Below are 20,265 nucleotides of genomic sequence, written 5' to 3' on the forward strand. Positions count from 1 at the left end.
CACGCCTGCACGACGGCCAACGTCACCCGAATGGCGGCTAAAGACGGGCCTCAACAGCGCCGATGTCCTGGGCACGAGGTGAACACGGACTCCCTCGCATCCCACAGCTTGGAAGAGAGACTGTTGCACCGGGGCTCACCCGGATGCCGAACTCACCCCATCACGCACCGTCACGCCTTCGTGGCGCTATTAATGCGCACCCGAGCATTCATCCAATTACTCCAGACCGCCGCAGTTCCATAATTCGGCCGTCCGCCACACCCATGTCGGCAAGCACTTCCCGGGTGTTCACCCCGACGGGAACCGGTGCTGTCGGAACCGCCGCGGGAGTGCGGTCGAACCGGGGCGCCGGAGCCGGGTGCGGAGCACCGGACACGTCCACGAACGCGGCACGCGCCTCGTTGTACGGATGCCGCGCCGCTTCAGCGGGGGTCAGCACCGGAGCCAGGCAGGCGTCCGTGTCCCGCGCGAGGTCCGCCCACTCGTCCCGCGGCCGGGTCTTCACCGCCGCCGCGATGCGCTCCCGCAGCTCAGGCCAGTTCGCCGGATCGTTGCGCGAGGGCGCGTCCTCCAGGCCCAGCACGCGCACCAGGTCGGCGTAGAACTTCTCCTCCAGCGCACCCACCGCCACGTACTGCCCGTCGGCGGCCTCGTAGACGTCGTAGAACGGCACTCCACCGTCGAGCATGTTCTCGCCGCGACCGCCCGACCACATGCCCGCGGACCGCATCCCGTGCAGGAACGTGGTCAGCAACGCCGCCCCGTCGACCATCGCGGCGTCCACGACCTGGCCGCGTCCGGAGCGCTCCCGTTCATACAGCGCGGCGAGCACGCCCAGCGCCAGCAGCAGCCCTCCCCCGCCGAAGTCGCCCAGGAGGTTGATCGGGAACGACGGCGGCCCTCCGGCGCGTCCCAGCGGCTCCAGCGCGCCCGCGACGGCGATGTAGTTGATGTCGTGGCCGGCGCGGTCGGCGAGCGGCCCGTCCTGGCCCCAGCCGGTCATGCGTCCATATACAAGGCGCGGGTTGCGGGCGAGGCACTGCGCGGGCCCGATGCCCAGCCGTTCGGTCACGCCCGGCCGGAAGCCCTCGATCAGCACGTCCGAACGCTCGACCAGCCCGAGAACCAGCTCAGCGCCCTCGGGCGTGCGGGTGTCGATCGCGACCGAGCGCCGGTTGCGGCCGAGGAAGTCGCCGGGGATCGTCTGCACGCTCCCCGGTTTGTGCACCTGGATCACGTCGGCGCCGAGGTCGGCCAGCACCATGGCACCGAACGGCGCGGGCGCGAGACCGGCGAGTTCGACGACCTTCAGACCTGCGAGGGGCCCGCTCACAGGGACCTCGCGATGATTTCCTTCATGATCTCGTTCGTACCGCCGTAGATCCGCTGAACGCGGGCGTCGGACCAGGCACGTGCGATCGGGTACTCGTTCATGTAGCCGTAGCCGCCGAAGAGCTGCACGCACTCGTCGACGACCTTGCCCAACCGGTCGCTGGCCCACCACTTCGCCATCGCGGCCGTGGGGACGTCGAGTTCGCCCTTGAGGTGCTTCTCGACGCACTCGTCGATGAACGCCCTGGTCACAGCGGCTTCGGTGGCGCACTCGGCGAGCTTGAAGCGGGTGTTCTGGAACTTCATCAGCTCCTTGCCGAACGCCGTGCGCTCCTTCACGTACTTGAGCGTCACGTCGACGGCCGCCTCGATGCCCGCGATGCAGCAGACGCCGATGATCAGCCGTTCCTGCGGCAGCTGGTGCATGAGCTGGATGAATCCGAGGCCCTCCTGGTCGCCCAGCAGGTTCGAGGCGGGCACGCGGACGTCGTCGAAGAACAGCTCGGCGGTGTCCTGGCCCTTCATGCCGACCTTGTCGAGCACGCGGCCGCGCCGGATGTCGTTCTCGACGACGATCAACGAGATGCCCTGGGCACCCTGCGCCGGGTCGGTCTTCGCGACGACGATCACCAGGTCGGCGTGCACGCCGTTCGTGATGAACGTCTTCGAGCCGTTGATGACGTACTCGTCGCCCTCCCTGACGGCCTTCGTCCGGATGCCCTGCAGGTCGGAGCCCGCACCGGGTTCGGTCATCGCGATCGCGCCGACGTACTCGCCGGAAGCGAGCTTGGGCAGCCAGCGCTGCTTCTGCTCCTCGGAGCCGTAGGAGTTGAGGTAGTGCGCCACGATGCCGCTGTGGACGCTGTTGCCCCACGAGCTGTCGCCGGCGCGTGCCTGCTCTTCCAGCAACACGGCCTCGTGGGCGAACGTGCCGCCACCGCCCCCGTACTCCTCGGGGATGCTGATGCACAGCAGTCCGAGCTCACCGGCCTTGCGCCACAGGTCGCGGTCGACCTGCTTCTGCTCGGCGAAGCGTTCCTGGTGCGGCGCGACCTCCTTCTCCATGAACGTGCGGGCGAGCTGGCGCAACTGGTCCAGGTCGCTGTCCATCCACCGCGATCGACGCTCTGCCATGCGGTCCACGTAACCACCGGGCGGTGATCCACGCCATGACCGCCGCGCCTGCACGGGCCCGAAAAACTGAGCGAAATTCCCACCCCGGTCGTCCAGACTGCCTCGTATGCAGATCCACCAGGTCATGCCCGACGACTGGGAGCTCTGGCGCGACACCCGCCTGGACGCACTGGCCAGCAACCCCGAGGAGTTCGGCTCCACCCTGGCGCGCGAGCAGACGTACACCGAGAACGAGTGGCGTGACCGCGCGGCGGAGGGCCTGAAGCTCGTGGCGCTCGACGTCCGTCCCGTCGCCCTGGTCGCCGCCACCGCGCAGCCAGAGGGCCTCTACCTCTACTCGATGTGGGTGCGCGACTCCCACCGCGGCCGGGGCGTCGGCGAGGCGCTGGTCAGAACGGTGCAGACGTGGGCGGCCGAGGAAGGCTGGAAGGTCGTGCGCCTGCGGGTGTACGACCACAACCTGCCTGCTCGCCGTCTCTACGAACGTCTGGGCTTCGTCGCCGCCGAAGAGCCGGAGCACATGGAGTTCCGGGTGAGCTAATCGGTCACCCTTCACGGTCATGGCCAGCTCTCACGCGCGGGCTTAGCGTGGTGTCATGAGCGAAGCCTTGATCTTCGACGCGGTGCGCACGCCGCGCGGCAAGGGGAAGCGCGGATCGCTGCACAGCGTGAAGCCCGTCGATCTGGCCGCCGGTGTGCTGCGCGCGCTGTCCGAACGCAACTCTCTCGACACCTCCGCCGTGGACGACGTCGTGTTCGGCGTGGTGTCTCCGCTCGGTGAGCAGGGCGGCGACATCGCCCGCACCGCCGTGCTGGCCGCCGGATGGGACCAGCGCCCGGCCGGGGTGCAGCTCAACCGGTTCTGCGCGTCGGGCCTCGAGTCGGTGAACCTCGCCGCGGCCAAGGTCGCGTCCGGGTTCGAGGACCTGGTGGTGGCGGGTGGCGTCGAGTCGATGTCGCGCGTGCCGATGGGCTCGGACGGCGGCGCGTGGGCGATCGACCCCGCGACGAACTTCGACCTGTCGTTCGTGCCGCAGGGCGTCTCGGCCGACCTGATCGCGACGCTGGAGGGCTTCTCCCGCACGGACGTCGACGCGTGGGCCGCCCGGTCGCACGCCCGCGCGTTCGAGGCGCAGAAGGACGGCCGGTTCGAGCGGTCCGTGGTACCGGTCGTCGACCAGAACGGCACGGTGGTGCTCAAGGAGGACGAGACGATCCGTCCCGAGTCCACCGTGGAGTCACTCGGCAGGCTCAAGCCCAGCTTCCAGTTCCACGGCGACCTCGGCTACGACACCGTCGCGATCGACCGCTACCCCACCGTCGAACGCATCAGCCACGTGCACACGCCCGGCAACTCGTCGCAGATCGTCGACGGCGCCGCGGCGATGCTGATCGGATCGGCGGCGACGGGCAAGGCTCTCGGACTGACCCCGCGCGCCCGGATCGTCTCGGTCGCCGTGGTGGGCACCGAGCCGACGATCATGCTCACCGGACCGGCACCGTCCGCGCGCAAGGCGCTGGACAAGGCGGGGCTCTCGGTCGAGGACATCGACCTGTTCGAGGTCAACGAGGCGTTCTCGTCGGTCGTGCTGAAGTTCCTGCGGGACATGGACATCCCCGAGGACAAGGTCAACGTCAACGGCGGCGCGATCGCGCTGGGCCACCCGCTGGGCGCCACCGGCTGCATGATCCTGGGCACGCTGCTGGACGAGCTGGAGCGCCGGGACCTGCGCCGCGGCCTCGCCACGTTGTGCGTGGGCGGCGGCATGGGTATCGCGACGATCATCGAGAGGGTCTGAGGCATGCCGTTCCACTACGACAAGGGCGAGGACGGCATCGTCACCCTGACGATGGACATGTCCGGCTCCGCCAACGTGATGAACGACGAGTACCGCGAGCTGATGGGCGACGCCGTCTCGAAGCTCGAAGGTGACGAGATCACCGGTGTGATCATCACGTCCGCCAAGAAGACGTTCTTCGCGGGCGGCGACCTCAACGTGCTGATCGCGATCACGCCGGAGAACGCCTCGCAGGCGTTGGAAGGCGTCGAGGAGCTCAAGTCCCAGTTGCGCCGGCTGGAGAAGCTCGGCAAGCCGGTCGTGGCGGCGATCAACGGGACCGCGCTCGGCGGCGGGTTCGAGATCGCTCTCGCCTCGCACCGCCGGATCGTCCTGAACGACAACAGCATCCGCGTCGGCCTGCCGGAGGCCACGCTCGGTCTGCTGCCCGGCGGCGGTGGCGTCACGCGCATGGTGCGCCTGCTGGGCGTGCAGAAGGCGTTGCCGTTGCTCATGGAGGGCAAGCAGCTGCGGCCGGAACGCGCGCTGCAGGCCGGAATCGTGCACCAGGTCGTGGACACGCGCGAGGAACTGATCTCCGAAGCACGCGCGTGGATCCTGGCGAACCCGGCGCCGACACAGCCGTGGGACGTGCAGGGCGCGGGCGTGCCGGACCTGAAGTTCGGCGACCCCAACAGTTACGGCCTTCTCGCCGCGGCTCCCGCCGTGCTGAGCAAGAAGTCGCACGGCGTGTACCCGGCGCCGGAGAAGATCATGGCGACGGCCGTCGAGGGCGCCTACGTCGACTTCGACACGGCGCTCCAGATCGAGGGCCGCTACTTCGTGGAACTGGCCTCCGGTCAGGTCTCCAAGAACATGATCACGGCGTTCTGGTTCAACCTCAACGAGGTCAACGGCCGCGCGTCCGCGACGGGACAGCGCGTGGCCAAGCTGGGCGTGCTGGGTGCGGGCATGATGGGCGCCGGAATCGCCGAGGTGTCCGCGAAGGCCGGCATCGAGGTAGTCCTGAAGGACGTCAGCCTCGAAGGTGCCCAGAAGGGCGCTCAGGGCCTGGAAGGCATCACGCCGACCGACTCCGACGACGACCTCGCGGGCTGCGACCTGATCATCGAGGCCGTGTTCGAGAACCGCGAGCTGAAGAACAAGGTCCTGCCCGCGGCGGAGGCGAAGGCGTTGCCGGACGCGGTGATCGCGTCCAACACCTCGACGCTGCCGATCACCGGCCTCGCGTCGGCGGTGACGGCGCCGGAGCGGTTCATCGGCCTGCACTTCTTCTCCCCGGTGCCGAAGATGCGGCTGGTGGAGATCATCCGCGGCGAGAAGACGTCCGAGGAGACGCTCCAGCGCGCGCTGGACTACGTGCGGCAGATCGGGAAGACGCCGATCGTGGTCAACGACTCGCGCGGTTTCTACACCTCGCGGACGTTCGGCACGTACGTGATCGAGGCGATCTCGATGCTGGCCGAGGGCGTGGCGCCGGCGTTGATCGAGAACGTGGCGAAGAAGTCCGGCATGGCGGTCGGCCCGCTGGCGGTGTCGGACGAGGTGACGCTGTCGTTGCAGCTGAAGATCCACGACCAGACCGTCGCCGACGACCCGTCGCTGGTGTCGGAGAGCCCGGCGTACGACCTCATCCGCGAGCTGGTGTCCTTGGGGCGCAGCGGAAAGTCGACGGGCGCGGGCTTCTACGAGTACCCCGAGGGCGGCAAGAAGTTCCTCTGGCCCGAGCTCACCACGCGGTACGCGAAGGCCGACGCCGGGGTGTCCGAGCAGGACGTGCGCGACCGGCTGCTGTTCGTGCAGTCGCTGGAGACCGTGCGGTGCCTGGACGAGGGCGTGCTGACGTCCGTGGCGGACGCGAACATCGGCTCGATCTTCGGGTTCGGCTTCGCACCGTGGAGCGGTGGCACGCTGCAGTTCATCAACTCCTACGGCGTGCAGGCGTTCGTGGAGCGCGCGGACTACCTCGCCGACACGTACGGGGAGCGGTTCCGGCCGCCGGCCTCGCTGCGGGAGCGCGACAGGTTCTGACCTTTTGGGACGTTTTGGAGTGCTTGCGGCCGTCCTCGTGGCGGCCGCATTCTCTTTCACATGAGAAAATTCTTCGTCGCGATGGTGTCCGCCGCGGCCGCGATGCTGGCGCTGGCGGGTCCGGCCGCGATCGACTCGTACCTGCCGGCCACCGACACGGTCGCCGCCGGCGACGCCTGGGACTGGTGAGTCAGGCCCGGTAGGAGCCCGGCGACGAGCCGGTCCAGCGTTTGAAGGCCCGGTGGAAGGCGCTCGCCTCGGAGAACCCGAGGCGCAGCGCCAGTTCCTCCACCGACTCCCCGCCCCGCACCAGCGACGCCACCGCCTGGTCGCGCAGCAACTGCTCGCGCACCTCGCGGAACGACGTCCCCTCGCCCGCCAGCCTCCTGCGCAACGTCGGTGCCGACACCCCGAGCTGCGCCGCCACGGCCTCCAGCCCGGACACACCGCGCCCGAGCAGCCGCCGCACGTGCCCCGCCGTGTCCGCGCCGTGGTCCCGGCGCGACAACAACTCCGCCGGCGAGTGCCGCAGGAACCGCTTCAGCGCCGCCTCGTCCTGCACGACCGGCATGCGCAGGAACTTCGGGTCGAACGCGATCGTGGTCGCGCCCGCGTCGAACCGCAGCGGGCAGCCGAAGATCAGGTGGTACTCGGCGGCGTGCGCGGGCTCCGGGTAACCGAACTCGGCACTCTGCAACGGGATGCGGCGGCCGATGAGCCAGGACGAGAACCGGTGCCACAGCACGAGAAGCGACTCGGTGAGGAAGTGGTCGGGGTCGCCGGGGATGTGGAGCGTGAAGCGGCCGTCGTCGAGCGACAGCTCCAGCGGGTCGTCGAAGAGCGCGTAGAAGGCGAGCCCGCGTTTGAGGGCAGATTCGAGGTCCGGGCAGTGCACGGCGAGCAGGCACATCATGGCGAACGTGCCGCGCTTCGACGGCCGTGGCCCGAAGCCCATGAACTCGTCGTCGAGAACTTCCCAGAGCGTCTGGATGAACTTCGTGTACTGAGCGGGAGTCACGCGCGCACGGTCGTCCGCGAGAAGGCTTGAGGGGATGCCCGCGCCGTGCAGGACGACAGACGGCTCCTGGCACGCGCGGAGCGCCGCACGCACGTAGTGGATCGCCACGGTCCTGGTGTGCACGACCCACAGTAAACGCCACCGGCGGTGACGCGGCTCCGGGGAGAGCAGGAGTCGCGTCACCGCCGCAGTGGGCCCACCCAGTGAGCCGTGCTCCTTGCCAACGGGGCTTCCGCACGCCCATCGGCAAGGGACGATGTTGTGTCCGTTGACGTTAACGCTATGTGGTCTAGACCACGAAAGTCAATAGTGCGAAGAGAGCAGCCAGGAGGCCGATGTTTCAGGCTTGTTCCAGTGGCGCTACAGCGAAGCCCGCACTGAACCGCTGGCACCAGATCACGACACTCCGAATGCCGGAAACATCCACGCCGGAAGGAATTTCGTACACCTGGTCGCCACGATTCCCCTTCAGCTTGCCGAGGCTCGTGAATCCCTGCCCGAACGTCTTCTCCGACGAGTTCGACGCGTGCGGCGACAGGTAAACGTACAGGTCAGGACCATCGCTCGTGTCCAGCGCGGCGAACTGGACCGAATGCCCGCCTCCCGGCAGTTTGATGAGGCTGGCCTTGCCGGTGGTCGCGTGCTCAAGAGAACGCCACTGTCCCGTCGCGACCTCTTTCGCCGTTTCCGCGGGCACCGGGACGGACGCGGAGACCGACGTGGAGACCGGCGCCGAGACGGACGTGGAAGTCGGCGCGGGGGGCACGAGCAACGCGTCGTGCGTTTCGCGAACCGTGAGCAGCCTCCACGGCTGGAACAGGTACAGCCCGACCCCGAGCGCGACGACGAGCAAAACTGACACGGGGATCAGGAATCGGCGATGACGCATACCGAAAATACTGGCCCAAACCGGACCGAAAAGAGCTTACGGAGTTGTTAGGGTCCCTAGCCGTGGCGACACAGGCGAGGATCGGCCAGGCCGTGCTCGGCGTCCTGATGGTCGGCTGCGCGCTGACGGGCCTGTTCCCGAGACCCGTGCCGCTCCTCTTCGCCATCGCGGCGGTGGGCACGGCCAACGCCGCGTTCCCGCTGATGCGCACGTTCGGCTCGGCGCTGCTGGGCGGGGTGGCGGCCTCCTCGATCGCCCTCTCCTCGGTCCCGTTCGTCACCTGCTCCTCGGAACGCTTCACCGAGGTGTTCACCTGCTCGGGTGACGCTCCGACGTGGCATCTGACCGGAACCGTGCTGGTGGCAGGGCTTGCCGGGGCCAGTTTGGTGCTCGCCCGGATAACGGATCAGTGACGGCGATCACTCAACCGGGGCCGTCAAGGAGCCGATAAGGCATCCAGGCGAGCGTTCTCCTGCGACCGGGCTACCCGGTAATCTGCCGAAGAGCGTGATCGCCCGACTTCACACCGTGAGCATTGACGAGGAGGACTGCTGTGCGCGCACTGTGGGCCGCAGGTGGTTCCGCTGTGCTCGGGTCAGCGTTGCTCGGCGTGCTGGTAGGCATGGCGATCCACGGGGCGGCAGGCGAAGAACCGCCGGGCAGACCGCCCGCGTCCACCTGGATCTCGTCCACCCCCGGCACCGCGCCGAGCTCGACGGAGAGCTCGGCCGCGAACAGCAGCAGCGCGTCATCGAGCCCGAGCAGCTCGACCCCGAGCACCCAGCAGACGCCGAAGAAGACCACCCCGCCCCCGGCTGCGACGAACCCGGCCGAGGCCCCGCCCGCACCGGCGCAGACGACGACGGCACCACCGTCCTCGTCCGGCTGGCCGTGCAGCCCGCTGAACCCGCTGCCGCCGCCCACCTGCAAGAACCTGGGCAACTGATCCCAGCACTCCGTCGCGCACGGGTGTGCGCGACGGGGAGTCAGGACCTTCAGGCGGACTCGCGCCGCACCAGCACGGTGGGCAGCATCTGCTGCTTGCGCTTCACGGTCTCGTCCCTGAGCAGCTTCATCAGGTGCTCGACCATGTGCTTGACCTGCTCGTCCGAGTCCTGCCGCACCGAGGTCAGCGGCGGCGAGGTGTGCTCGGCGATGGCCACGTGATCGTCGAACCCGACGACGGCGACGTCTTCGGGAACGCGCTTCCCGGCCTCGTGCAACGACTCCAGCGCACCCGCGGCCATGAGGTCGGAGGCCACGAACACGGCGTCCAGCGCGGGAACCCTGGCCAGCAACGAGGACATGGCCTTCCGCCCGCCCTCGCGGGTGAACCCGCCGTCCTCGGTGAGCCGGGCGATCCCCTTGTCGTCCAGCGACATGGCGGACTTGAACCCGTTCAGCCGATCTATGGCGGACAGCTCGTCCAACGGCCCGGAGACGTGGACGATCTTCTTGCGCCCCAGCGACTTCAGGTGCTCGGTGGCGAGAACGGCGCCGCCCTCGTTGTCGTTGTCCACGAGGTGCATCCCCCGCAACGACCCCCAGGGCTTGCCGGCGTACACCACCGGCAGCGGCAGCTTCTTCACGACGGAGACGACCTCGTCGTTGCGGTGCGGTGCGAACACCAGGGCGCCGTCGACGTGGCCGCCGGCCAGGAACCGGTGCGCACGGGCCTGATCGTCCGGCGAGTGCACCAGCATCAGCACCATCTGCACGTCGACGTCCGCCAGCGCCTTCGCGCCCGCACGGATCAGGCGGGCGAAGTGCGGGTCATCGAAGATCTTGGGCTCGGGCTCGGAGAACAGCACGGCCACGGCGCCGGTGCGGCGGGTGACCAACGCCCTCGCGGCGCGGTTCGGCTGGTAGCCCAGTGCCGACACGGCCGCGTTGACCGCCTCCAGCGCTTCCGGGCTGACCCGCGGCGACGCGTTCAGCACTCGTGACGCCGTGGCGCGGGAAACCCCTGCCCTCGCGGCAACGTCTTCCAACGTCGGACGCGCGTGGTTGGACACGAGCACCACCACTCCTCGATGAAAACCTTTGAGTCGCTAAGCAGCTTAGCCCCAAGCGATCTCCGAGGAGGGTCTCCGCGCTGTTCATCGTGTTTTTTCGGCGACGTCCGTCGTGATCGGCGTCTTCAGAGCACGCTCGCGTGGCGTGATCGACACCCTCAGCAGACCGTCCTCCCGGCGTGTCGTGGCGGCGAGACCGGCGCGGGCGGCGGTCCGGACGAGAGCGGTCTCCGAGGGCAGGCACCACGCCACGAGCTCCGAGAATCCGGCGGCACGGGCGTCCGCCGCCAGCGCGTCGAGCAGGGCCGCGCCCACTCCCCGGCGTTGCCAGGCGTCCTCGACCAACAGCGAGACCTCGGCGCAGTCCGGTGTGCCGGTGTGGATGAGCTGACCGAGCGCCACGACCTGATCACCGCACTGGCCGACGATCGTGGTGCCGCGGGGCGGGCTGAGCAGGCGGTGCAGCCAGCGGCGGGGCACGGTGCGCATGCCGGAGTGGTAGCGGTTGAACATCGTCCTCATCGAACTGCGGGCGTGCAGGCCGGCGACGGCGTCCTCGTCGGCGGCGGAACCGGGGCGCAGGACCAGTGCCGCGCCGTCATCGGTGAGCAGTGCTCGCATCGACGGCGCCGGCGCGTCCACCAGGTCGAGCAACGCCTGGGCGCGGGTGAGTTCGACCTGGGTGAACCGGGCCCAGCCGCGCCGGGCCGCCCACTCTCCCAACTGGACCTGGCCGTCGCCAGCCTCGCCCACCGTGACGGAGTCGGCGGCCAGCACCTGACGGAGCGCCTCCCCGGTCTGGTCCGGGTCGGTCAGCGCCATCCGGGCCGCACGCAGCACGGCCGTCGGTTCGTCCACGAGATCGCGGATGTCGGCCCGGGTGATCCCGACGCACTTGGCGCCCTCGCTGCGCACGGCCTCGACGAGGTCCGCGGGGAGCACACCGACCGCTGCCCGCACGACGATCTCGTCCAGCACGCCGCCGGGAACGGGGATCACGTGCAGCGCGAGGACGTTGCAGTCGGCGGCGGCCAGCCGGACGGTGACGCGCGCGAGCGCGCCGGGGCTGTCGCTGAGTTCGAAGCGCAGGCGCCAGGTCGTCGTCATGACGTCAAGAGTTCATGGAAGTTGTTGCCGCGAGGCGAACCACGGGTAAAACGATTCTCATAGGGTCGCCGCATGAGGAGAACACTGGCCGTAGGCCTCACTTTGCTCACCGTCACGGCACTGGCCACGCCCACCAGCGCCGCTCCCGCCACGGCCGGCCAGAAGCCTCCCCGGCAGGCCACGCTGACGAACTTCGCCTTCCTCCCGGCACTGACCTTCCTGCCCGGCAGCGAACCGAGCGGCGCGGCACTGGGAACGGCCCCGATCAACGGGGTCACGCCGCCCTTCGCGGACCAGCCGGTCCAGGGCTTCAGCGGCCTCGTCCGCAACAGCGACGGCACGTTCGACGCCATCTCCGACAACGGCTACGGCACGAAGGCCAACAGCGCGGACTTCCTGCTGCGCGTCCACCGCATCGCACCGGACTTCAGGACCGGCCGCGTCGACGTGCTCGGCGGCATCACGCTGACCGACCCGAACGGCCACATCCCGTTCCCCCTGACCAGGCAGGACCGGGTGATCACCGGCGCCGACATCGACATCGAGTCGGTCACCCGAGGCGCGGACGGCAGCTACTGGATGGGCGACGAGTTCGGCCCGTACCTGCTGCACTTCGACCGCGCGGGCCGTCTGCTCGCCCCGCCTGCGGCGCTGCCGGGAGTGCGGGCTCCGGAGAACCCGGCCGGCAACCCGAACCTGGGCGGCAGCAAGGGCTTCGAGGGCATCACGCTCTCCCCGGACGGCAAGAAGATCAACGCACTGCTGGAGGGCACCGTCGCCGGTGACACGCCGGGCACGCTGCGCCTCAACGAGTTCGACATCGCGTCCGGCTCGTTCACCGGCACGACGTGGAAGTACCAGCTGGAGGACCCGAACTTCGCCATCGGCGACGCCATCGCGGTCGACGGCAACCGGCTGCTGATCATCGAGCGGGACAGCGCGCAGGGCGCCGACGCGATCGTCAAGCGCGTCTACCTCGCCGACAAGCGTGACAAGAACAAGGACGGCAAGCTCGACAAGACGGTGGTCGCCGACCTGTTGAACCTCGCCAACCCGAAGCACGTCGGCGGGCAGGCGGACCCGTTCAAGTTCCCGTTCGTCACGATCGAGGACGTCACGATCCTCGACGACCGCACGATCGCGGTGCTCAACGACAACAACTTCCCGTCGTCGTCGGGCCGCACGCCGGGCAAGCCGGACGACAACGAGTTCATCACCATCAGGCTCGCCGAGAACCTGCACGCGGATCCCAGGGTCCTGCGCAGGCGCTAAACGAGAGAGCGCTCTCACCTGTGGACACAAGTATCCGCAGGTGAGAGCGCTGAGCCCCCTCGGCCCGTCCTGTCGGCTAAACGGTGTAGCCGTGCGCGGGAAGCCCGTTCTGCCCGATGATCCGGGACAACGCGGCCGCGCTCTCCTTCACGGTCCGCTGCTGCGTCTCGAAGTCGACGTGCACGATCCCGAACCGCTGCGAATATCCGGCCGCCCACTCGAAGTTGTCGAGCAGCGACCACGCGAGGTAGCCGCGGATGTCGGCGCCTTCGGAGATCGCCCTGTGCACCGCGCGAACGTGGTCCACCAGGTACTTCTTCCGCTGCACATCGTGCACCCGGCCCGCGGGGTCGACGACGTCCGGGAACGCGGACCCGTTCTCCGTGACCACCAGCGGCACCCCGCCCGCGTCACGGGACAGGCGCACCAGCAGTTCGGTGAACGCGTCGGCGTTCTGCTCCCACCCGAACCCCGTGAGCTCGCCCTGCGGCGGCTGCAACGCCACGCCGCGCAGCCCCGCGTGTGGACCGGCCGGCACGAAGTCGGGGTCGGCGGGCGCGACGCGGGTGGGGTTGTAGTAGTTCACGCCGATCCAGTCGATCGGGGTCGCGATGGTCTCCATGTCCCCGTCGCGCACCACGTTCGTCCAGTCGCCCAGCCACGACGTGTCCTGCAGGACGTCGAGCGGGTAGCCGCGGCCGAGGACCGGGTCGAGCAGGATGCGGTTCTGCAGGCCGTCGACCTTGCGCACGGCCTCCTTCGACGCCTCCGAGTCGCTGTCGCCCCAGATGGTGCTGAAGTTCAGCACGATCGAGAGCCGGTGCGAGTCGGGTGCCTGCGCGCGCAACGCCTGCGTGGCGAGCCCGTGGGCCAGCAGCAGGTGGTGCGCCGCTTCCAGGGACGCCGTCGCGTCGGTGATGCCCGGCGCGTGGATTCCGTTGCCGTAGCCCAGGAACGCCGAGACCCACGGCTCGTTCAGCGTCGTCCAGGCCTGCACGCGGTCGCCGAGCCGTTCGTGCACGATGGCCGCGTACTCGGCGAAGCGGTAGGCGGTGTCGCGGTTGCGCCAGCCGCCGAAGTCCTCCAGGACCTGCGGCAGGTCCCAGTGGTACAGCGTCGCCAGCGGCTGGATGTTCTTCTCCAGCAACGAGTCCACCAGCCGGTCGTAGAACGCGAGCCCGCGCTCCTCGACCTGGCCGCTGCCGCTGGGCTGGATCCGCGGCCACGCCACGGAGAACCGGTACGAGGCGAGCCCGAGGGACTCCATCAGGTCCACATCGGACTGATAGCGGTGGTAGTGATCGCAGGCCGGGTCTCCCGTGTCGCCGGCCAGCACCTTGCCGGGCGTCGCGGCGAACGTGTCCCAGATCGAGGCGCCGCGACCGTCCGCGGTGGTCGCGCCTTCGATCTGGAACGCCGCGGTCGCCGCTCCCCAGAGGAAGTCCGGCGGGAAGGTCAGCACCTCCTGCCCGACCTCGACGTCCGAGTCGGTCGTCATTCTCATCCCTTCACCGCGCCCTGCATGATTCCGCCGACGATCTGGCGCGACAGCAGGACGAAGATCGCGATCACCGGCAGCACCGCGATGGAGGCGCCGGCGAGCATCAACGAGTAGTCGGTGTAGTACCCGCTGGCCAGCGTCGACAATGCGACCTGCACCGTCGGGCTGTCGTTGGGGTCGAGCACGATCAACGGCCAGAAGAAGTCGTTCCACGCCGTCATGAACGTGAACATGCCCAGCACCGCCGCCTGTGGCCGCACCGCCGGGAACCCTACGTGCCAGAACGTCCGCAGCACCGAGCAGCCGTCCATGCGTGCGGCCTCGATCAGCTCGTACGGCACGGTCTCCTCGCACGCCTGACGCATCCAGAACACGGCGAACGACCCGATCAGCACCGGCACGATGACCGCCTGCAGCGTCCCGTACCAGTCGAGGTCGGACATCAGCATGTACAGCGGGATCACGCCGAGCTGCGTCGGCACCATCGCGGTGCCGAGCACGACGAGGAACAGCGAGTCACGGCCCTTGAACCGCAGCCGCGAGAACGCGAACCCGGCCAGCGTGCCCAGCACGACGTTCGAGATCGCCACGCTCGCCGCGACGATGAACGAGTTCTGCATGGCGAGCCAGAAGTCGACGGTGTCGAAGACGCGGGTGATGTTCTCGACCAGGTTGCCGCCGGGGATCAGCGGCGGGACCTTCTCGCCGAGGACGGAGTTGTCCTTCGACGCGACGATGAACGAGTAGTACAGCGGGAAGATCGAGGCCGCCAGCACGGCGACCAGGAACCCGTAGAGCAGTGGACCTGCCTTGGCGTTCTTCATGGTCACTCCTTGCCCGCGATGCGCCGGGTCAGCGTGAAGTTGATGACCGCGACCACGAGGACGACCAGGAACAACATCCACGCGACGGTGGCCGCGTAGCCGGCGTCGAACAACCGGAAGCCCTTCTCGTACATGTAGAGCACCAGCGTCTGGAACTGCCGGTCGGAGCCGCCGGTCGAGTTGTTCGCGGCGAACCCGGGGTCGAACAGCGCGGGCTCGGCGAACAGCTGCAGACCGCCGATCGTCGAGGTGACGACGGTGAACAGGATCGTCGGCTTGATCGACGGCACGGTGATCGACCAGAACATCCGCCAGCGACCGGCACCGTCCAAAGTGGCCGACTCGTACATGTCCTTGGGCACCGACTGCATCGCCGCCAGGTACAGCAGCGCGTTGTAGCCGGTCCAGCGCCACATGACCATTGTGGACACCGCGAGGTGCGAGGCCCACGTCTCGGCACGCCAGTCGATCGGGTCGATGCCGACGAAGCCCAGCAGGAAGTTCACGATGCCGAAGTCGCGGCCGAAGAACTGCGCGAACACCAGCGCCACCGCGGCGACCGAGATGACGTTGGGCAGCAGCACGCCGGCCCGCCAGAACGCACTGCCGCGCAGACCCCGGTCCAGCAGCGCGGCCAGCCCCAGCGCGGCCAGCAGCTGCGGCACCGTCGAGAGCACGAACAGGCTCAGCGTGTTGAACAGCGCGTTCCAGAACTTGGTGTCGCCGAACAGCTCGACGTAGTTGGCGAGACCGACGAATCCCTGATTGCCGTCGATCAGCTGCCAGTCGTGCAGCGACACCCACGCCGTGTAGATCAGCGGGTAGAGCCCGAAGATCCCGAACACCAGGAAGAACGGCGCGATGATCAGGTACGGCGTGTACCTGGCGTCCCAGTGGCTCAGCTGGAACCGCTTCGGCTCCTTGGAAGGCGAAACCGAGACGGCCGGGGCCGTCTCGGTCTCTTGACGCGTCACCGTCACTTGGCGGCGTCCGTCGCTTCCTTGAGCGCCTGCGTCCAGGCGTCAGCAGCCGACTGCTTGCCCTGCTCGACGCGGGTCAGCGCGGTGCCGAACACCGGTCCGACCTTCGAGTCCTTCGTGCCGCGGTAGGTCGGCTTCAACGACTCGGCGGAGGTCGCGAAGATCTGACCCACCGGCGCCTTGTTGAAGTAGTCGTTGACCGTGGCCTGCACCTCGGCGTCCTGGTAGACCTTCGGCTGGCTCGGCAGGTTGCCGGTCTCCTTGAAGATCCGCTTCTGCTGCTCGGGGGCCGTCAGCCACTTGGCCAGCTCGTAGGCCTCCTTGGGATGCTTGCCCTGCTTCGGGATGGCGAGGAACGAGCCACCCCAGTTGCCGCCACCGCCGGGCGCCGTCGTCACGTCCCACTTCCCGGCAGCCGCGTCGCCGGCACCCGCCTTGATCAGCGCGAGCGCCCAGGCCGGGCAGGTGGTGGTGGCGAACGAACCCTGCTTCAGCGCGACGTTCCAGTCCTGGCTGAACGGCTCCAGGGCACCGGTCTGCTGCTTGGTGCCGAGCGCCGCCGCCGTGTCGAACGCCGTCTTGACCTTGTCGTTCTTCTCCGCGATGTACGAGTCGTCCTTCGCGAAGTAGCCCTCCTCGGTCTGGTCGAGAATCGCCTTGTAGACGTTGCGGCCGGTGTCGACGAACTTCACGTTCGGCGTCTTGGCCGTGAACGTGTCCGCGGCCTTCGCGTAGTCGGCCCAGGTCGGCCACAACTTGGCGACCTCGGCCCTGTCGGTGGGCAGACCGGCCGCCGCGAACAGGTCGCTGCGGTAGCAGAGCCCCAGGCTGCCCATGTCCGTGCCCAGCCCCAGCACGAACTCACCGCCGTCGGCCGTGCCCTGGTTCCACTTCCACCCGGCCCACTGGTCCTTCAGATCCTTGGCCCCGTACTCCGCCAGGTTCACGAACTTGTCCTTGGAGGCGCGGAACTGCGAGACCACGCCCTCCTCGAGGGCAACGATGTCCGCGGCACCACGGCCACCCGCGAGCTGAGTCGCGAGCTGCGTGTTGTGCTGCTCCATCTTGACCTTGCGCTGCTCGATCTTGACGTTCGAGTGCGAGGCCATGTACTCCTCGATGAGCTTGTCGTACCCGAAGTCGGAGAACAGACCCAGCGACAGCTCGATCTTGCCGTCGGCCCCGGAACTCCCGCCGCATCCTGCGACCAGAACCATCGCGAGGGTCGCAGCGACGCTGCCGACCAGTCTTGTGCTCATCCGTCCTCCTCGACGACGCCGTGAGCGGCGCTTAACTGTGATGAGAGCGCTCTCACACTCAACCGGAGAGGCGCGGGTGTCAAGCGGTCGACATCGTTCCGTAACTTTGTCGTGGCAGGCAACAAAAACCTGGACCGAAACGCCGAGCGTCTCGGATGGGGCGGCCATCGGGCCCCTGAGAACGACGAAGAGGGACGACCGGGCCCTCGCTCCGGTCGTCCCTCACCCCAGGTAGAGGGGGTTGCAGGCCAAAAGTGACGCGTGCCGTCCAAGATTTTTTCCGAACTCGTGGTTCAGGTGCTGCCAGGCGGGTATCGGCGTGGGTTGTTCATGCAGGTGAACATGTATTTGAGTGGCTTGCGGGCCGGGGCGTTCGTGGGTCTGGTTGCGTGCGGGCCGTCGTCTTGCGAGGGCGAGCGCCGGGTGGCACCGAGCGAGAGCGGCCAAGCCGTGAACGCAGCGGAGGCCCGGTGCCCCGACAGCACCGGACCTCCACCGATCCCCCGGTCGTGCGGCCCCTGTTCCGCACTCCCGAACCCACCTGGCCGTGGCCCCCGACAGCGAGGCCAGGCGGGGTGTCCTACGCCTCCGCCATGCCCGCGACCACGGAGTTCCGCGCGGCCCGCCGAGCGGGCAGGGCTGCCGCGATGATCGCCGCGACCACCGCCAGGCCGAGCATGATGCCGATCTGGCCGAACGGGATCGAGAAGCTGATCTTGAACTCCGAGTTGGAGATCGCCTCGACCAGCAGCCACCCGAACCCGGCGCCGAGGAGCACGCCGACGACCGCGCCGATCAGCGCCATCAGGATCGATTCGACCACCAGCATCTGCCGCAGCTGGCCCCTGGTCAGGCCCAGTGCCCGCAGCAGGGCGGACTCGCGGGTCCGTTCCAGCACCGAGAGCGTCAGCGTGTTCGCGATGCCGAACAGGGCGATGATCAGGGCGAGGCCGACGAGGGCCCAGATGAACATCAGGATCTGGTCGATCTGGCCGTTCAGCTCCGCCTTGGTCTCGGCGGCGGAGTTCAGCACCGCCACCGGCGAGGTCGCGATGAACCGCTCCAGGTCGGCGCGTGCCTGCGTGATGTCCGTGCCCGGCGCGAGCTTGACCAGCACGTTCTGGTAGCCCTTGGCGGGCTCCTTGAGCAGCGACTGGGCCGAGGCGAGCGTCACGATGCCGGTGCCGTAGCTGTTGTCCTTGATCAGCGCGACGACCTTGAAGTCCTTGCCGCTGATCGGAACGGTGGAGCCGACGGTGAGGCCCGCTTCCTTGGCCTCCTTCTCCCGCATGGCGATCTCGCCGTCCTTGAGACCGGTCAGCGTGCCGGCGGCCGTGTCCGGGCGCACCAGGGAACCGATCGCGTCGGTCGGGTAGCCGGTGACGTCGGCGTACTGGAGCTTCGGCGACTCGCCGTAGGCCCTGAGCTCAGGCGCGACCTGTGCGACGTTCTTGACCTTCGCGAGGTCGTCGGTGAACTTCTGCGAGAGCGGCTGGCTGTAGACGTTCGACTTGACCGCGTAGTCCGCGGGGAAACGCTTGTCGACCTGCTCGTTCATGGTCGCGCGGCCACTTCCGGCCACGACCGTCACCATCGCGACGATGGTCACGCCGATCATCAACGCCGCGGTCGTAGCGGCCGTGCGCTTGGGGTTGCGGCCCGCGTTGGCCGAGGCCAGCTTCGCCGGGACGCCGCGCAGCGCCTTGCCGAACAGGCGGTTCACCAGCGGCACGTAGAGCGGACCGACCAGCAGCACCGCCAGCAGCAGCACCATCGTGGCGCCACCGGTGATGAACATCGCCGGCTCTTCCTTCTCCTGCTGGAGTCCGAAGTAGACGGCGGCGCCACCGGCCAGTGCGATCAGCGTCGCGATGACGATCCGCAGCTTGCCGGTGCGGGCGACGTCGTCGGAGCTGTCCGGCTGCGAACGCAGGGCGGCCACCGGGGCGACCTTCGTGGCACGGCGGGCGGGCAGCACGGCCGAGAGCACGGTCACGACCACGCCGACACCGAAGCCCGCGGCGATGGTCACCCACGAGATCGGCAGGCGGATCGGGGCGTCCTCCCCGCCGGGACCGCCGACGGTGCTGATGAACGCCTGCAGGCCCGCCGAGACGCCGACTCCGCCGAGGAGGCCGAGCACGGACGCCGTGAGGCCCATGAAGAGCGCTTCGGCGAGCACGCTGCGGAACACCTGTGAGCGGTTCGCGCCGACGCAGCGCAGCAGTGCGAGTTCCTTCGTGCGCTGGGCGACGAGGATCGTGAAGGTGTTGTAGATGACCATGCCCGCGACGACGAGCGAGATCGCGGCGAACGCGAGCAGAAACGTCTTGATCTCGCTCGCGGCGTCACCGACCTGCGCCAGCGTGGCCTGGGTCAGCTGCTCACCGGTCTGCACCTCGTAGCCGGTGCCGATGGCCTTGGTGATGTTGTCGACGAGCTGCTGCTGCGACACACCGGGCTTGGCGACCGCGACGATCTCGTAGATCTGCTGCTCCGGAATCACCGTGCGCAGGCCCTCCGGCGAGACCAGGACGTGATCGCTGCCGGACATCGAGATGCTGCTGGCGCCCTGCTGGTAGGTGCCGACGATGGTGAACGCGTGCTCCGCGTTCCCCTCGTCGAGCAGCTTGAGCTTGTCACCGACCTTCAGCTTCGCGACCTGGGCGGTCTTGGTGTCGATCGCGGCCTCGTCGGCCTTGACCGGGAACTTGCCGTCCTTGAGGTTGAAGTCGCGCAGCTTCTCCGTCGTCGGCAGCGGCTGCACCAGCGCGCTGCGCGCCTTGCCCTCCCCGCTGAGCAACGCGGCGCTGCCGAACTCACGCGAGTCCGCGCCGTCGACGCCGGGGGTGTTGCGGATCTTCTGCAGGAAGTCGGCCGGGATGCCCTTCTCCCGGTCCGGGCTGTTCTCGCCCATGTGCACGGCCGCGTCGACGTTGCGGGCGCTGCGGGCGAAGTTGTCCCTGGTCTGTTCCCCGACGGCGTCGCCGAGCACGAGTGTGCCCGTCACGAACGCGACGCCGAGCGCGATGGCGATGCTGGACAGCACCAGCCTCGCCGTGCGGGCTCGCAGGCCCGCAAGGATCGTCTTCAGCATCGGTAGC

The 20,265-nt window shown here is 68.6% G+C and carries 18 protein-coding genes; 6 read left to right on the plus strand and 12 right to left on the minus strand.

Annotated elements, in window-relative coordinates:
- Positions 1-208: 208 nt before the first annotated feature.
- Complete coding sequence (locus SK854_RS23335) at positions 209-1,333, minus strand: CaiB/BaiF CoA transferase family protein (RefSeq protein WP_319977211.1); 1,125 nt, start codon at positions 1,331-1,333, stop codon at positions 209-211.
- The gene (locus SK854_RS23340) at positions 1,330-2,466 is read right to left on the minus strand and encodes an acyl-CoA dehydrogenase family protein (protein ID WP_319977212.1); all 1,137 of its coding nucleotides are present in this window, start codon (positions 2,464-2,466) and stop codon (positions 1,330-1,332) included. The genes SK854_RS23335 and SK854_RS23340 overlap by 4 nt, the downstream gene beginning before the upstream one ends.
- Before the next feature lie 106 nt (positions 2,467-2,572).
- Here SK854_RS23340 and SK854_RS23345 point away from each other — a divergent pair, with 106 nt between their 5' ends.
- From SK854_RS23345 to SK854_RS23360, 4 genes are read left to right on the plus strand one after another with little or no spacing between them, the layout of a single operon-like run.
- Positions 2,573-3,007: a GNAT family N-acetyltransferase gene (locus SK854_RS23345; RefSeq protein ID WP_319977213.1), complete on the plus strand. Its 435-nt coding sequence runs from the start codon at positions 2,573-2,575 to the stop codon at positions 3,005-3,007.
- Positions 3,008-3,062: 55 nt separating this feature from the next.
- Positions 3,063-4,265: an acetyl-CoA C-acetyltransferase gene (locus SK854_RS23350; RefSeq protein ID WP_319977214.1), complete on the plus strand. Its 1,203-nt coding sequence runs from the start codon at positions 3,063-3,065 to the stop codon at positions 4,263-4,265.
- Positions 4,266-4,268: 3 nt separating this feature from the next.
- Positions 4,269-6,296 carry a 3-hydroxyacyl-CoA dehydrogenase NAD-binding domain-containing protein gene (locus SK854_RS23355; RefSeq protein ID WP_319977215.1) on the plus strand — a complete coding sequence of 676 codons (2,028 nt, stop codon included), beginning with the start codon at positions 4,269-4,271 and terminating at the stop codon, positions 6,294-6,296.
- 60 nt (positions 6,297-6,356) lie between these two features.
- Positions 6,357-6,485, plus strand: a complete 129-nt coding sequence (locus SK854_RS23360) for a hypothetical protein (RefSeq protein ID WP_319977216.1) — start codon at positions 6,357-6,359, stop codon at positions 6,483-6,485.
- 1 nt (position 6,486) lies between these two features.
- On the opposite strand, the gene SK854_RS23365 is transcribed toward SK854_RS23360, so the two are convergent.
- Positions 6,487-7,437: an AraC family transcriptional regulator gene (locus SK854_RS23365; RefSeq protein WP_319977217.1), complete on the minus strand. Its 951-nt coding sequence runs from the start codon at positions 7,435-7,437 to the stop codon at positions 6,487-6,489.
- Positions 7,438-7,654: 217 nt separating this feature from the next.
- The gene (locus SK854_RS23370; RefSeq protein WP_319977218.1) at positions 7,655-8,176 is read right to left on the minus strand and encodes a DM13 domain-containing protein; all 522 of its coding nucleotides are present in this window, start codon (positions 8,174-8,176) and stop codon (positions 7,655-7,657) included.
- Between the two features lie 89 nt (positions 8,177-8,265).
- Here SK854_RS23370 and SK854_RS23375 point away from each other — a divergent pair, with 89 nt between their 5' ends.
- Complete coding sequence (locus tag SK854_RS23375) at positions 8,266-8,616, plus strand: hypothetical protein (protein ID WP_319977219.1); 351 nt, start codon at positions 8,266-8,268, stop codon at positions 8,614-8,616.
- Positions 8,617-8,686: 70 nt separating this feature from the next.
- Here SK854_RS23375 and SK854_RS23380 read toward each other — a convergent pair whose 3' ends face one another.
- The 3 genes from SK854_RS23380 to SK854_RS23390 all read right to left on the minus strand — a co-directional run bounded on the left by SK854_RS23380 (position 8,687) and on the right by SK854_RS23390 (position 11,325).
- A complete protein-coding gene (locus SK854_RS23380) occupies positions 8,687-9,145 on the minus strand; it encodes a hypothetical protein (protein ID WP_319977220.1) in 459 nt (152 codons plus the stop codon).
- Between the two features lie 53 nt (positions 9,146-9,198).
- Complete coding sequence (locus SK854_RS23385; RefSeq protein WP_406601810.1) at positions 9,199-10,227, minus strand: LacI family DNA-binding transcriptional regulator; 1,029 nt, start codon at positions 10,225-10,227, stop codon at positions 9,199-9,201.
- A gap of 75 nt (positions 10,228-10,302) precedes the next feature.
- Positions 10,303-11,325, minus strand: coding sequence for a GNAT family N-acetyltransferase (locus SK854_RS23390; RefSeq protein ID WP_319977222.1), 1,023 nt, complete (start codon positions 11,323-11,325; stop codon positions 10,303-10,305).
- Positions 11,326-11,397: 72 nt separating this feature from the next.
- Here SK854_RS23390 and SK854_RS23395 point away from each other — a divergent pair, with 72 nt between their 5' ends.
- A complete protein-coding gene (locus SK854_RS23395) occupies positions 11,398-12,597 on the plus strand; it encodes an esterase-like activity of phytase family protein (protein ID WP_319977223.1) in 1,200 nt (399 codons plus the stop codon).
- 76 nt (positions 12,598-12,673) lie between these two features.
- Here the strand turns inward: SK854_RS23395 and SK854_RS23400 are convergent, their stop codons facing one another.
- From SK854_RS23400 to SK854_RS23420, 5 genes are all read right to left on the minus strand, one after another.
- On the minus strand, positions 12,674-14,095 hold the full coding sequence (locus SK854_RS23400; RefSeq protein ID WP_319977224.1) for a GH1 family beta-glucosidase: 1,422 nt from the start codon (positions 14,093-14,095) through the stop codon (positions 12,674-12,676).
- A gap of 2 nt (positions 14,096-14,097) precedes the next feature.
- Positions 14,098-14,922 (minus strand): carbohydrate ABC transporter permease, encoded by an 825-nt coding sequence (locus tag SK854_RS23405; RefSeq protein ID WP_319977225.1) that lies wholly within the window; start codon positions 14,920-14,922, stop codon positions 14,098-14,100.
- 2 nt (positions 14,923-14,924) lie between these two features.
- The gene (locus tag SK854_RS23410; protein ID WP_319977842.1) at positions 14,925-15,824 is read right to left on the minus strand and encodes a carbohydrate ABC transporter permease; all 900 of its coding nucleotides are present in this window, start codon (positions 15,822-15,824) and stop codon (positions 14,925-14,927) included.
- Between the two features lie 74 nt (positions 15,825-15,898).
- Positions 15,899-17,161 (minus strand): ABC transporter substrate-binding protein, encoded by a 1,263-nt coding sequence (locus SK854_RS23415; RefSeq protein WP_319977226.1) that lies wholly within the window; start codon positions 17,159-17,161, stop codon positions 15,899-15,901.
- Between the two features lie 580 nt (positions 17,162-17,741).
- On the minus strand, positions 17,742-20,258 hold the full coding sequence (locus SK854_RS23420; RefSeq protein WP_319977227.1) for an ABC transporter permease: 2,517 nt from the start codon (positions 20,256-20,258) through the stop codon (positions 17,742-17,744).
- Positions 20,259-20,265 lie beyond the last annotated feature (7 nt).

This window comes from Lentzea sokolovensis (genome assembly GCF_033949975.1).
In the GTDB taxonomy this organism is placed as follows: Bacteria; Actinomycetota; Actinomycetes; order Mycobacteriales; family Pseudonocardiaceae; genus Lentzea; species Lentzea sokolovensis.